The sequence below is a fragment of the Methanobrevibacter sp. genome, from assembly GCF_017431965.1.
Lineage (GTDB): Archaea > Methanobacteriota > Methanobacteria > Methanobacteriales > Methanobacteriaceae > Methanocatella.
Map to the genome: position 1 here is coordinate 1 of NZ_JAFRKB010000047.1, position 14161 is coordinate 14161.

The 14161-nt window shown below is 35.6% G+C and carries 16 protein-coding genes; 12 read left to right on the forward strand and 4 right to left on the reverse strand.

The genetic code is table 11. The annotated features are described in order from the left end of the window. Nucleotides 1–360 precede the first annotated feature (360 nt). The 3 genes from IJI93_RS06545 (at nucleotide 361) to alaS (ending at nucleotide 3869) form a co-directional block, all read left to right on the forward strand. Nucleotides 361–684, forward strand: a complete 324-nt coding sequence (locus IJI93_RS06545) for a hypothetical protein (RefSeq protein WP_292821407.1) — start codon at nucleotides 361–363, stop codon at nucleotides 682–684. A 196-nt stretch (nucleotides 685–880) separates the two neighbouring features. Further along, on the forward strand, nucleotides 881–1117 hold the full coding sequence (locus tag IJI93_RS06550) for a hypothetical protein (protein ID WP_292821409.1): 237 nt from the start codon (nucleotides 881–883) through the stop codon (nucleotides 1115–1117). Between the two features lie 46 nt (nucleotides 1118–1163). Next, on the forward strand, nucleotides 1164–3869 hold the full coding sequence (gene alaS, locus IJI93_RS06555) for an alanine--tRNA ligase (protein WP_292821411.1): 2706 nt from the start codon (nucleotides 1164–1166) through the stop codon (nucleotides 3867–3869). Nucleotides 3870–3901: 32 nt separating this feature from the next. Here alaS and IJI93_RS06560 read toward each other — a convergent pair whose 3' ends face one another. Continuing rightward, on the reverse strand, nucleotides 3902–4597 hold the full coding sequence (locus IJI93_RS06560; protein WP_292821413.1) for a zinc-ribbon domain-containing protein: 696 nt from the start codon (nucleotides 4595–4597) through the stop codon (nucleotides 3902–3904). 142 nt (nucleotides 4598–4739) lie between these two features. On the opposite strand from IJI93_RS06560, the gene thiI reads away from it, so the two are divergent. After that, a complete protein-coding gene (gene thiI, locus IJI93_RS06565; RefSeq protein ID WP_292821415.1) occupies nucleotides 4740–5894 on the forward strand; it encodes a tRNA uracil 4-sulfurtransferase ThiI in 1155 nt (384 codons plus the stop codon). A gap of 132 nt (nucleotides 5895–6026) precedes the next feature. Continuing rightward, nucleotides 6027–7121: a fructose-1,6-bisphosphate aldolase/phosphatase gene (gene fbp / locus IJI93_RS06570; protein ID WP_292821417.1), complete on the forward strand. Its 1095-nt coding sequence runs from the start codon at nucleotides 6027–6029 to the stop codon at nucleotides 7119–7121. A gap of 44 nt (nucleotides 7122–7165) precedes the next feature. Here fbp and IJI93_RS06575 read toward each other — a convergent pair whose 3' ends face one another. After that, entirely contained in the window at nucleotides 7166–7405 is a 240-nt protein-coding gene (locus IJI93_RS06575; RefSeq protein WP_292821420.1) for a DUF3781 domain-containing protein, read from the reverse strand. Nucleotides 7406–7478: 73 nt separating this feature from the next. Between IJI93_RS06575 and IJI93_RS06580 the strand changes: the two genes are divergently transcribed. Further along, entirely contained in the window at nucleotides 7479–8588 is a 1110-nt protein-coding gene (locus IJI93_RS06580) for an ABC transporter permease (protein ID WP_292821422.1), read from the forward strand. Nucleotides 8589–8597: 9 nt separating this feature from the next. After that, nucleotides 8598–9296: an ABC transporter ATP-binding protein gene (locus tag IJI93_RS06585; RefSeq protein WP_292821424.1), complete on the forward strand. Its 699-nt coding sequence runs from the start codon at nucleotides 8598–8600 to the stop codon at nucleotides 9294–9296. A 160-nt stretch (nucleotides 9297–9456) separates the two neighbouring features. Here IJI93_RS06585 and IJI93_RS06590 read toward each other — a convergent pair whose 3' ends face one another. Then, nucleotides 9457–9699 carry a DUF357 domain-containing protein gene (locus tag IJI93_RS06590; protein ID WP_292821426.1) on the reverse strand — a complete coding sequence of 81 codons (243 nt, stop codon included), beginning with the start codon at nucleotides 9697–9699 and terminating at the stop codon, nucleotides 9457–9459. Beyond that, a complete protein-coding gene (gene pgsA, locus IJI93_RS06595; protein WP_292821428.1) occupies nucleotides 9692–10261 on the reverse strand; it encodes an archaetidylinositol phosphate synthase in 570 nt (189 codons plus the stop codon). The genes IJI93_RS06590 and pgsA overlap by 8 nt, the downstream gene beginning before the upstream one ends. 45 nt (nucleotides 10262–10306) lie before the next feature. On the opposite strand from pgsA, the gene IJI93_RS06600 reads away from it, so the two are divergent. From IJI93_RS06600 to IJI93_RS06620, 5 genes are all read left to right on the forward strand, one after another. After that, nucleotides 10307–10891, forward strand: coding sequence for an L-threonylcarbamoyladenylate synthase (locus tag IJI93_RS06600; protein ID WP_292821430.1), 585 nt, complete (start codon nucleotides 10307–10309; stop codon nucleotides 10889–10891). A gap of 67 nt (nucleotides 10892–10958) precedes the next feature. After that, the gene (radB, locus tag IJI93_RS06605) at nucleotides 10959–11663 is read left to right on the forward strand and encodes a DNA repair and recombination protein RadB (protein WP_292821432.1); all 705 of its coding nucleotides are present in this window, start codon (nucleotides 10959–10961) and stop codon (nucleotides 11661–11663) included. Between the two features lie 59 nt (nucleotides 11664–11722). Then, the gene (locus IJI93_RS06610) at nucleotides 11723–12895 is read left to right on the forward strand and encodes a pyridoxal phosphate-dependent aminotransferase (protein WP_292821434.1); all 1173 of its coding nucleotides are present in this window, start codon (nucleotides 11723–11725) and stop codon (nucleotides 12893–12895) included. Next, complete coding sequence (locus IJI93_RS06615) at nucleotides 12892–13641, forward strand: DUF362 domain-containing protein (protein WP_292821436.1); 750 nt, start codon at nucleotides 12892–12894, stop codon at nucleotides 13639–13641. Before IJI93_RS06610 ends, IJI93_RS06615 begins: the two co-directional genes overlap by 4 nt. Beyond that, nucleotides 13634–14011: a putative zinc-binding protein gene (locus tag IJI93_RS06620; RefSeq protein ID WP_292821439.1), complete on the forward strand. Its 378-nt coding sequence runs from the start codon at nucleotides 13634–13636 to the stop codon at nucleotides 14009–14011. Before IJI93_RS06615 ends, IJI93_RS06620 begins: the two co-directional genes overlap by 8 nt. The last annotated feature ends 150 nt before the right edge of the window (nucleotides 14012–14161 follow it).

The window sequence follows — 14161 nt, forward strand, 5'->3', positions numbered from 1 at the left end:
AAGAGGAAGAAGAAGAAGCTTCTGAAGAAGAAGCAGCAGCTGGATTAGGTGCTCTCTTCGGATAGATTTTAAATCTATCACCTTTCTTTTTTTATTTTCTTTTTGTTTATTTTTGAATCGCTATTTTTTATTAGATTTATTTTTCACGCTTATTTTTTAATTGTTTTTATTTAGTATAATTGTTTTCACTCTGAAATGTTGTTTTTATTTAAAACTAGTCTTTTTATATGTTTTTACAAACATACATATCTGTGATTATGTATCAAGTCGCAGTTTGGGTATTTTAAATAGATTCTGACTCATATAAAAGAATAACATGGGATGTGCGCATACATGTTTAGAAAATTTTCAGGTGAAAATATGATAAATTATACAGATTTGAATCAAGTAATTGAAAATTATGGGCATGATCCTTTTGAAAGAATAGAAGAGTTTATATTAAGGGAGGTTATCCCTAAATATGATTGTCTGACTACAGTCCATAGGTCTAATCAAGATGAGTGCGGATTTCCGGCAATAGAATTTTACATTCGATATAACTATAAGCTATCTTTTGACGAATGGGTAATTTTAAGGGATAATGTTGCTAATGATATTAGGATATTTTGTAAGGATAATGGTTTAGTTGATGCTTTTGATGAATGTTGTCTATTTGTCACTATTTCTGGTGATGTAGTTGGATAGTATGATGAAGAGTTTAACCCTATTGACTTTTTAGATTTGGCTGTGGAGTTAAATTTAAAAATCTTAGAATTCAATTCTTCTTGTTCTTGCGTTAAGAGAACTATTTTTTCAAGAAGTTATTATGCCGCATTTCTTGTTGTTAGGGAATTATTATCAAAAAACACAGATTATATTTCAAAATCCTTTTGGGGAACATATGAGAATGTTAAATTTTATTAAATTCAAAGGACCATTTGACAAAGATATTAACAAAGAAATTTACTGGGATTTAAAAGATTTAAAAAAACTTAGACATCAATCTGACTATTATCTAGAAGTTCCTCGAGAAGGCACTAAGGAATATGATGATTGGATTTTTGAGGATACTGACTTTGCAATTAATTTAGCGAATAAAATCATTAATCAGTTCAAAACTCGGTTTGATAATTCTTAAGGTATTTTTTCATTAATTATTTATTGATTGAAAAATATATTATTAAATGATTAATATGGTAGAAATTTTTGATGAACTTGGTTATAAAAAGCAAACATGTAAAACTTGCGGACAGGAGTTTTACTCCCAAGTGACAAGAGACACCTGCGGAGACGCTCCATGTGATGAGTATGAGTTTATCGCAAACCCTGCAACCGATAAACCGTATAATTTATATGAAATCCAAAAAGTTTTTAGAGAATTTTTAGAAAGCGAAGGACACACACATGTCCACAGATATCCCGTTCTTGCCAAAAGGTGGAGAGATGATGTATTTCTGGTTGGAGCATCCATTTTCTGTTTCCAGCCATGGATAACTTCAGGACTTGTCAAACCTCCTGCAAATCCTATAGAGATGGCCCAGCCTTCAATCAGACTCAATGATGTTGACAATGTCGGAAGAACCGGCCGTCACATGACCTGTTTTACAATGGGAACACACACCGTAATCAACAAGGAAGATGATTTCATTTACTGGGAAGATGAAACAATAAGGCTTTGCCATGAATTCTTTGCCTACATCGGCATCAACACAGAAGAGATAACTTTCATCAAATCATGGTGGGCTGGCGGAGGAAATGAAGGCCCATGTTATGAGGTGTGCTGCAGAGGAGTCGAGCTTGCGACACTTGTTTTCATCCAGTATGAAACTTTAGAAGATGGATCCAAAAAGGAAATACCTATTAAAGTCGTTGATACAGGTTACGGGCTTGAAAGGATTGCATGGATTTCTCAGGGAACTCCGACAGCCTATGATGCCTGTTTCGCACCGGTAGTGGATAAATTAAAAGAGTTGACCGGTGTTGAAATCAATGAGGATATCCAGGGAAGAAACGCCCAAATCGCCGGAATGATGGATATTGAAGATATTGGTGATTTAAAGGAACTCCGCGCTCAAGTGGCTGAAAGTTTGGATTTGTCATTGGAAGAATATCTCAAGGCGGCAGAACCTATGGAAGCCATTTACATTATTGCAGACCACACAAGATGTCTTGCATTCATGCTTGCAGACGGCATTATTCCTTCAAACGTAAAAGAAGGATACTTGGCACGTTTGGTTTTAAGAAGAACCATCAGGTTCATGAAAGAGTTAGACATGAAAGAGTCATTGGCTGAGGTAATGGCAATTCAGCTTGACTTTTTATCTAAATTCTACCCTGAAATTCGCGATTCCGAAGAGCATATCATGAATATCATCACTTTGGAAGAGGAAAGGTATGCCGCAACAGTCAAAAAAGGAAGAAGCATAGTTAAAAGGTCAATTAAAAGGCTTAAAAAAGAAGGAAAATCAGAAATGCCTCTTGACATGCTGATTGATTTATATGATGCACATGGAATTCCGCCGGAAACAGTGGTCGAAATGGCAGGGGATGATTTCACTGTTAATGTTCCGGACAATTTCTTTACACAAGTTGCGGGGGCTCATGAAAAGGATACAACCAATAAGAAGTCCACATTCAAAGTTGACTTGCCTGAAACTGATTTAATGTTTTATAAAGATTTCTACCAAAAAGAGTTTGAAGCCGAGGTTTTGGGTCTGGTTGAAAAAGACGGCAAGCAATGTTTGATTTTTGATAAAACCACATTCTACCCTGAAGGAGGAGGTCAGCCTTCAGACATAGGTGAAGTTTCCATAGATGGAAAATCATTTAAAATAACATATGCTGAAAAGATTGACAATGTTGTCCTTCATCATATAGATGGAGATATCACTGAAGATGTAGTAGGCAAAAAAGCTATTGGAAAAATAGACTGGACAAGAAGAATCACCCTTGCACGCCACCACACAGGAACCCACTTGGTAATTGCTGCCGCAAGAAAGGTATTGGGCAAACATATCTGGCAGGCGGGATCTCAAAATGGCCTTACCAGAGCACGTATCGACCTGTCACATTACAAACGTATTACTCAAGATGAATTAAATCAGATTGAAAAGTTGGCCAATGAATACGTAATGGAAAACATCGATTTGGATATTCAGTTCCACACAAGGGATGAAGCGCAGGAATTATATGGATTCGTACTCTATCAGGGGGGAATCGTTCCGGGCAAAATGATTCGTGTAGTTAAAATACCTGGAGTTGATGTGCAGGCCTGTGCAGGTACACACGTTTTAAGAACAGGTGTTGTCGGACCAATCAAAATCAACAAAACAGAAAGGGTTCAGGATGGTGTTGAAAGAATTGACTTTTCAGCGGGTCTTGCTGCAATTGATTCAATGCAGCATGACAGTGAACTGTTAAGGACAAGCGCTTCAGTATTCAGTGTTGACAATGACCAATTGCCGAAAACCTGTGACCGGTTCTTCAGCGAATGGAAAGCGCAGAAAAATGAGATTGATCGTTTAAAATCTGAAATTGCAAGTTTAAAAATGAATTCTCTAGCAGATGAATTTGAAGAAATCAACGGTTTGAAAGTTGTTTCACAATTAATCGAAGCAGACTTTAAAGAGCTTCAAAAAATGGCAACCGATTTCACAGACAATGGAAAGGCAGATGTTGTCATAATGGGTAACAATAATGGAAATATCGTTGGTGCAGCTTCACAGGTCGCTATTGATGGCGGAATTAAAATCAATGAAATAATCAAAACTGCAGCAGGCATATTGGGCGGAGGCGGCGGAGGCCGTCTGACACTTGCGCAAGGTGCCGGTAAAAACGCAGATAAAATGGATGAAGCTATCCAAACAGCAGTTGATTTGATTAAAGGATAATTATTTATCCTTTCACTATTTTTTTTAATTAATTACAATCCATAGCTTGCCTTATCGTAATTCAATTTATACATGAACTTGTAGTATTCATTTTCATTTAATTTGCCGTCATGGTTGTCATCGGAATCGGCAAACATTTGGTTTTGAATATTTTTTGGAGTATGTGCAATATTCATATCGCTTAAAAGCACATATCCGTCTCCATTTGTATCAGTATCTCCAAAGGAGTGTGTATAGGAGTATGCCCTGTAATCTGGTTCGGATTCTTCAATAGTTAGTGAAATATCTGCATAGGATTCTGAATACTTATCGTCGCCTTCAAATTTGCATGCGACTTCATAATTTCCAGCATTCAGATTAGGTGTGATTCGTGCAATGCCCTCGGAGTCCGTTTCAGCATCAAATTCATATGCCTTGCCGTTGTCATCGAAGACAAAATGTATTTTGCCGTTGCTTAAACTTTTGCCATCTGCGGTTAGTTTAACAATAAACTCATCGGAAGTGGTTAACACAGAATCACTTTCAATTATGAGTTCAGTATTCGTTTTAATTGTTGTCATAAGAATTAGGGCGGATAATATTACTATGATGATAGTTAATCCTACCGCAATCAATTTCAGATTTTTGTTTTCAGTTGGTGCATTTTTGTTTAGTTTAGTTCCGCAGTTGGAACAGAATTCATCAACATCATTCAATTCGGTTCCACATTCTGGACAATATTTGCTCATGGTTTTATTTTTTGAAGTTAATGTATAAAAATATTTATAAATGTCCAATCTTAAAAATTATACTTGCTGTTATATTTAAAAACTAGTATTGAAGGGATTGCTATTTTTTTTCAGCGTGTACTTAATTTGAAGAGTTGTTTAAATGAATTATGATTTAATTATTGCAAGATATGGCGAAATAGGTCTTAAAAGTCCAAAAATAAGGTCACGTTTTGAAAGAAAGCTAGTTAAAAATATTAAAGCTACTTTTGAATGTGAAGTCGATAGAAATCAGGGAAGAATATATATTCATCCAAAGGATTTTGATGAAGGAACCGAAAAGTTAAATAGGGTATTTGGCGTTGTTTCATATTCTCCTGCCACTTCTACTGGTGCAAATTATGAAGATATTGATAAAACTTTAGCTGATTATACTAAAGAATTGGTATCTGAAAAGGTTCTGGATGAAAATACCAAATTTGCCATAAAATGTCGAAGAGTGGGAAAGCATGATTTTACCTCACAGGAAATGGCAGCTCATTGTGGGGGTGTTGTTAGAGATGTTGTTTTGGCACCAGTTGATTTAACAAATCCTGATTTAACAATTTTTGTTGAAATTAGGGATGATGATGCTTATATTTATCATGAAAAGATTAAAGGCCCAGGTGGTCTTCCATTAGGAACGCAAGGGAAAGTTGTAGTGCTTCTATCAAGTGGTATAGACTCTCCTGTTGCTGCATATCTAATGATGAAAAGAGGTTGTGAAGTTGTAGCACTTCACTGTAATAATGATCCTTTTTCCGGACCTAAGGTCACTGAACTTTTTAATTTATTGGTTGACCAATTAAATGAATATGCCAAAGGAGTACCTATTAAAAAACGTGTTGTGGATTATGGGGAATATCTTGCCGCGGCAAAAGATAAGGCTCCTGAAAAGATGACATGTGTCTTATGCAAATCTGGAATGTATAGGATTGCAGAGAAGTTGGCAAATAAAATTGGGGCTGATGCGATTGTTGATGGGAGCAGCGTAGGACAAGTCGCTTCACAGACATTGTCAAACATATTGGCCACCCGCCAGGGTGTTGGCATGCCAATCTTAAGCCCATTAATTGGTCTTGATAAGGAAGAGATTACTGCCATTGCTAAGGATATCGGGACATTTGAAATATCCAAAATTGATGATGGAGGATGCAGTGCAGTTCCAAGATATCCTGAAACTCGTGCAGATGTCGAAAGAGTCATAAAAGCTTGCAAGGATATGAATCAGGATATGGAAATTCAAAAGGCTTTTGAAAAAATTAGAAAGATTGATTAAGTTTTACTCATTTTTTTCTTTTTTTATAATTATTTTTTTTAAATAACCTCATTAATCATAATAATTAAATAGTATACACCAAATAAATAATATATGTCTAGTAAATAACTAATTTACTAATGAGGTTATATTATGAAAACTACTGTTAGTGTAATTAAAGCTGATATTGGAAGTGTGTCTGGACACTGTGTCGCACACCCAGAATTAATGGATATTTGTGACAGCGTTTTAAACGATGCATTAGACACTGGTATTTTGAAAGATTATTACATCTCCCGTTGCGGAGATGACATAGACTTAATTATGACCCACGATAAAGGGGAAGAAAATGAAGAAGTTCACGAAACTGCATACACTGCATTCATGAAAGCTACTGAAAGAGCACGTGAATTAAAATTATACGGTGCAGGACAAGACTTATTATCCGATACTTTCTCCGGAAACATCAAAGGTATGGGTCCTGGTGTAGCAGAAATGGAATTCGAAGAAAGACCATCTGATCCGGTTTTAGTATTCTGCTGTGACAAAACAGAACCAGGTGCATTTAACTTACCTGTATTTAGAATGTTCGCAGACCCATTCAACACTGCAGGTCTTGTAATTGACCCATCATTACACGATGGATTCAAATTTGAAGTATTTGATGTAATTGAACACAAAAAAGTTATCTTAAACTGTCCTGAAGAAATGTATGACTTGCTTGCATTAATCGGTTCCACCGGAAGATACGTAATTAAAAGAGTATGGAAGAAAAACGGTGAAATCGCAGCAGCAATAAGTACAGAAAGATTAAACTTAATGGCTGGCGAATACGTCGGTAAAGACGACCCAGCATGTATCGTAAGAGCACAATCCGGTTTCCCTGCAAACGGTGAATGTGTAGATCCATTTGCATTCCCACACATGGTAAGTGGATGGATGAGAGGATCCCACAACGGTCCATTAATGCCTGTTTCTGAAGCAGAAGCAAACCCAATCAGATTTGACGGACCACCTAGAGTAATCGGTTTAGGATTTCAAGTAGCTAACGGTGAATTAATTGGTCCTGTAGACTTATTCGATGACCCTGCATTTGACCCAACCCGTGAACAAGCTGCTAAAATTGCAACTTACATCAGAAGACACGGTCCATTCGAACCTCACAGATTACCATCTGAAGAAATGGAATACACTTCACTTCCTGGTGTAATGAAAAAATTAGAAACCAGATTTGAAGATATGGATTAGATTTAAAGAGAGTTTCATCTCTTCTTTTTACTTTTTTTTTAAAATTAGTTTTTGTGTGCAGTTATTATTGTAAAGCTGCTTGAGTTAATTGTAATTATGCAGTCATCGGCATTAACATAATAATTTTTTCCTTCTTTTGTAACAACAGAGTTATCCTGCTTAAGTTTGTTTATACAGTAGTTCACAGGTTCTTCATCAATTTCTAGATTTCTGCAAATCCTTCCAACACCCATTTCGGTTGTGTGGATTTTATCGATATTTTCAAGTAATTCATCTTTATGCATTTCAGCACCTCATATTTGCATCTTGGTTCATTGTATAATTAGTTATTTATATACTACAATCTAATTAATTATTATGTCATTTTTAAAATTCATTCTTAAAAATCCATTCAGGAGAAAAAACAGCGCAATCCTGGCAATCGTGGGTATTGCTATAGGGATTTTTGTTATCGTTGCTCTTGGTGGAATCACAGAAGGTTTGATTAATTCCTTTGAAGAAACAGTACATGCGGGAGGTGCCGACTTTTCCATTTCGGGAAAAGAAACAGGAGATTCCGCATACGGAACAAATACCATAAGCTCAAATTGGACAGAAAAGATAGCCAATGTAAGCGGAGTTGATGAAGCTTATCCCATTTATGTTGTCCTGACTTCGGTCGGTGATGATTATATGAATACTTTGATTGGTATTGATCCGAATGGTACAACATTAGCGGATATCTCAATGAAGGAAGGTAGGATATTTGAGGATAATGCATCTGAAGCCATTTTGGGAGAGGTATATGCTGAAGACAACAATTATTCTGTAGGCGACAGCATCAAGATAAACCGCGAAGATTTTGAAATTGTTGGAATTTATAAAACCGGTGACCAAAGCATGGCCAGCGGCGTGTTTACATCAATCTCAAAGGTTGGAGACTTAATGGATGATGAGGATTCAATATCAAATATTTATGTGAAAGTTAAAAAAGGTGTAGACCCGCAAGAGGTTGCAGATAGTATTGATGAAAAATACGGTGACAATATCACTACCATTACATCAGTCATGGAAATGGAGCAGATGGCGGAGATGCTCAACATGCTTGAAGCATCCACATGGGCAATTTCACTTTTGGCTATTGTCGTTGGAGGGCTTGGAATAATCAATACAATGCTCATGTCAGTATTTGAAAGAACTCGTGAAATCGGTGTCTTGAAGGCAGTTGGCTGGTCAGACAGAAAGATACTTACAATGATTATAGGCGAATCATTGGTAATTACAGTCGTATCGGCCATTATTGGTTCCATTGTCGGATTTTTGGCATGCCTGCTTTTAGGTCCGAAAATCGGATTGGATCCGGTGTTCACTCCTAAGATATTTATCCAGGCATTTTCAATCGCCATAATAGTTGGAATAATAGGAGGTTTATATCCTGCAATCAAGGCGGTAAAATTGCCTCCGACAGAAGCATTGAGGTATGAATGAGGTGATACTATGAATGCAGTAGAAATAAAAGGACTGTATAAAAGCTATGAGGATGGAAAGATTAAGGCATTGAACGGTATCAATCTCACAATTGAAGATGGTGAATTTGTATCAATTATCGGACCGTCAGGTTCAGGCAAATCCACACTTTTAAACATGCTTGGCGCTTTGGATGTTCCGGATTCAGGCGTGATCAATGTGGCTGGAAGGGATTTGAGCAGTGATAAAAAGTTAAATGAATTCAGATCTGAAGAGATTGGATTTATTTTCCAATTGCATAATTTAATCCCAAACATTTCAGTTCGTGAAAACATTGAGATTCCGATGTATACCCAAAAGATGTCTTCCGGAGAGATGAAAGACCGTGCATTGAAATTATTGGATGATGTCGGACTCAAGGACAAGGCGGACATTTTGCCTAATAAGTTATCCGGCGGTGAACGTCAGAGGGTGGCAATTGCCCGAGCGCTTGCAAATAACCCTTCAATAATATTGGCGGATGAACCCACAGGATCACTAGATTCCAAGACAAGTAGCAAAATCCTTAAGCAACTAATTGATTTGCACGAAGATAAAAATGTAACATTAATTATTGTCACTCATGATATGGATGTGGCCAAACTTGCAGATAGGGTTATTGAAGTTTTGGATGGTGAAATTGTATCTGCCGGTGATGATTCATTAATCAACAGTAAGATAGATGTTTAAATCATCATCCTTATTTTTTTTTATTAAATATTAATATTTATGATAATGGCTGTGCATTAGTGGTACATTTGATATTGTTTAGTTTAAATATCTGAAAGGGAATATGTTCATAATATGGCTGATTTTCCAATTTCCAAAATCAAGGAATTAAAAGCAAATATTAGATGATTCCATGAATCATCCTCAAAGCATCTAAAAGCCCATGACTGTATTCTATACAACCAAATGCAGTCCTCATATCTTCTTTTTCTAAATAATATTTGGAATCGTTCCAGTAATCAATAGCTCTGTCATAAACTTCCTTTTCTTTGCCGATAAATTCAATATGTGCTACTTGATTGAGGTTTCTTTCCAATTTTGCAATATCCTTGGCTATTTTTTCGGGACTTTCAAGTTCAGTCATTCAATTTCCTCCAAACATGTAATATTCTCTGAGCTACAGTAAAGTAAGATAAGACTACTAATATGTAAATAATATAGGTAAAGTAGATATCTCCTGCGAAATATCCGATTAATGCTCCAATCATCAGTATAATCATACGTACTGCTCTTTCGGCAATTCCAACATTGCAATCAACGCCTTGTGATTCTGCTCTTGCCCTTACATAGCTTACACAAATTGCAGAATGGATTGCCAAGACGCCAACAAACCAATCACAGTATCCACCAAATATTATTCCGATGTAGATTATCGCATCTGCAAATCTGTCCATTGTAGAGTCAAGAAATGCTCCAAACTTGGATGCTTTATCATGATATCTTGCAACAGCGCCGTCAACAACATCTAAAAATCCTGAAAATAAAATTGTCACCGTTCCCAATATCAGCAAATGATTTGCAAATCCATATGCCGCAATAACTGCAACAAATGGAGATATTACTGTAACGATATTCGGATTAATGTTTAGATTTCTTGCAATGGGGTTTAGCATTTTTGTTAAAAATGGTCTTAAACTTTGAAGCATAATTTATATTAAATATCTTATCTAATATAATTGTTAGGTAATAAAATGAAAATATTGAAAACTGGCATTGATGCATTCGATGAAAAAGTTATTAGCGAAGCTATTGATGTTTTATCTAATGGAGGAGTTGTTTTATATCCTACAGATACCGTTTACGGGTTGGGTGCAAACATTTTTGATAATGATGCTGTAAAAAGGGTATTTGAAATAAAACAGAGAAGTTTGCTAAAACCACTTTCAATATTGGTTTCGGATGTAAAGGCAATTAATCTGGTTGCAAAAGTTTCCCTAAATCAAAAGGAGGTAATAAATAATTATCTTCCGGGGCCTTACACATTTATTTTAGAAAAAAGCATGTTGGTGCCGAGAGTTGTCACAAGCGGGTCTTCTTTTGTTGGAGTCAGGGTTCCGGATAATGAAATTGCCTGCCGCTTAGCAAGCCTATTTCCAATAACCACTACCAGTGCCAATCTGTCGGATAAAGAGGTTTTATCCAATCCTGATGAAATTCTAAATCAGCTGGATTGTGATGTGGATTTGGTTATTGATGTGGGTCCTGTTAAATCAAGAAGACCATCAATCATCATAGATTACATTGATAAGGATAATCCTAAAATTGTTAGAAGATAATTATTTCTAAATTCTAAAAATACAATTTGATAATAATTTTATATTATATAAAAAATAATATATTTTCATGAAAGTATTAGCTAATTTTGAGGACAATCATAAAATCTTATCTAATTCCTCCCTGGATGCACTATTGGGTGGAGGGTTTGAGAAAGGCACTGTTACTGAGATTTTTGGACCTCCAAGTTCAGGTAAAAGTAATGTTACTTTAACTTTAGCTGTTAATGTGGCTAAAAATAACAAAAAAGTAATTTACATTGATACTGAAGGAGGAATTTCAATCGACAGAATCAAACAGATTTCAGGTGCCGATTTTCCGAGAGTAGCTAATAATATAATTGTTTTTGAACCGACTAGTTTTTTAGAACAAAATGATAATTTAAAGTCAATAGAAGTATGGCTTAGAAAAAACCATGAAAATGTTGATTTGTTAGTTTTAGACTCTGCAGTTGCTTTATATAGGGTGGATGATATGAAATCCACTAAATTAAACAAAGAACTTGGAAAACAGATGGGAATATTATCTAAAATTGCAAGAACTTATGACATTGCAGTCGTTTTAACAAATCAGATATATAGCGCTTTTGATGATGAAGGAAATAATGATATTCGTGCTGTAGGTGGAACTATATTACAATACTGGTGTAAGATTATACTTCAATTAGAGCGTGGTGATGAGATTAATCAGAGGGTTGCCACACTTGTTCGCCACAGGAGCATTCCTGAAGGCAAAAAGGCCACTTTTTCAATTACTTCAAATGGCATTATTTAGGTAATTTTATTAATAATTAAAAATAAATATTTACTTTGGAATTTTTGTGTGTGATATTTATGAGGGATAAGGATTTTGATATTAAAAACCCAAAAAAGAAGTTTCAAAAAACTGAAAGGGTGCCTCCTGAAGGTTATGAATGTGCAAATGACTTTTTTGAAGATATGTATATGGATAAAGACATGATTTGGATGGGTCAAAATACAAATCATTTACATGGCGACACAATAGCCGATGCAATGGTTGATGCAGTCCGGGAAAAGACATATTGCAGATATCCTGCCCCAGAAGGATTTCGTGAGCTTAAACAACTGATTTTAGATGATTTAGGTTTCAAAGATTTGGAAGTTCTACTGACTTCAGGCGCAACAGAGTCATTGTATTTATGCATGCAAGCACTTTTAGAACCGGAGGATAATGTGATTTTATCAGATCCAGGTTACTTTATTATTGGAGACTTTGCAAATCGTTTTGCAGGCGAAGTGAGGTATGTTCCAATTTATTACGAAGAAAACGATTATAAGTTAACTCCTGACCTTTTAAAAGAAAACATGGATGAAAATACACGCATGGTTATTCTAATTGATCCTTTAAACCCATTGGGTTCCTCATACACAGAAGATGAATTAAAGGAATTTGCCGAAATTGCAAAGGAAAACGATTTATACCTAGTCCATGATGTTACCTACAAAGACTTTGCACGTGAGCACTTTTTAGTAGAAAACTATGCTCCTGGCCAAACTTTAACAATCTACAGCTTTTCCAAAATATTCGGAATGGCAGGTTTAAGGATTGGTGGTGTAATATCATCAAAACCAATCATTGATGCAATTAAAAATGCTGTAATTAATGATTTGGGAGTTAATATCATATCTCAATATGGTGCGATAGCAGGTCTCAAATCAAAGTCAGAATGGTTTGAAGAAATGAGACAGACCTGTTTTGAAAACCAAAGATTAATAAATGAAATGATTGAACCGATTGAAGGAGTGTTCCTGCCGGTTTACCCTTCAGATGCAAATATGATGGTAATTGATTTATCCGGCGCAGGCATTAATCCTAAAGAAATGTCAAATTATTTGATTGAGAAAAAACTGTTTACAAGAGAAGGGGAATACACTTCAGAAGAATTTGGGGATAGATACTTGCGTATAAGCTTTTCGATTCCAACAGAAGAAATTAAGGTGTTCTGTGAAGAATTCCCGAAAGCTGTTGAAGCTTTAAGAAAATGATTGATGTGAGTTTTGAGGGGTTTCGATACCACAAACCTCTTCCTAATTTTTATAGAGTTGAAAATCCTGAAAATCCTAAAAAGGAAATTTCAGTTGATTTGTTGGATGAATTGTTTGAATTGGCTAAGGAATATGGTTTTACAGGAATCAGCTATTCTAAATTATCCGATGATTTTAAGACGAAATTTAACATTGACTTTGATAATGTATTGATTTTTAAGTTTTTAATCGGTGATGACCTAATTAAGATGGGGCCGTCTGATGAGAAATGCAAATTGATGGATGAGGAATTTCAAGAATATGGTGCTCATGTATTTGAATTTGCGGATAAATTACGCGAAAATGGATTTCAGGCGGATTTGATTCATCCTTTAGATGATAATTTAAGTTTAAGGGCAATAGCGCTCCAGTCCAATGATTGTGTCATTACAAGAAGTAACATGTGCTTTTTTAAAGATGGAATTCACAACAGCTTTTTCATGATTCACACATCAATTGACAATTTGCCGTATAAAAGTGAAAATGACATGCTGTGGGTTCCGGATTTCTGCTCAACTTGTGGGGTGTGCATTGAAAGATGTCCTGAAAATGCCTTTGATGAAAATGAGAAAGTTTTAAGAAAGGTCTGCACCGCCCACAGGGAAGGGTGCAATGACTGTCTTTTGAGATGTCCGTTTTATAGAAGAGGTTACGATAAAGTTTATAAAAGATATGAACGAATGCAAAAGAGGCGAGATAATGAGTGAAAAAATAGCTTTGGTTTCATGCAGTGGTTTGAGTCCATTAGGATTGGTGGTAAGGGCAGCTAGTGTAGAACTAGCATTGGAAGAGGAAAATATTGTTGCAGCATGCATCACAGAATATTCTGCACAGCCTAACAACTGTTCACCGATTTTGGATGATGCTAAAATAGTTTCCATAACCGGTTGTAGTGATGACTGTGCTTCAGTCATATTAAATGAAAAGGACATAAATCCTATTAAAAACATTGCTGCTGATGCTGTTGTTAAGGCTTATGATTTAAATCCTCTTGACCCGGTAAGGCTTGACGTTGATGGTGAAAAAGCAGTTAAAGTCTTAAAAAAATACATTTTAAAAGAATTAGAAAATATTTAAAAAAATATAGGCTTTGTAGAAATCCTAATTTTCATTGAATTTGTGTTGATCTGTAAATGTTGTAGATTGTGTTTTTGAGTTTTGTTTCTTTGTTTGATAGTTGTAGGCTTCTGCTTCTGTTTGTTCCGTTGAATATTCTTTTTATTACGC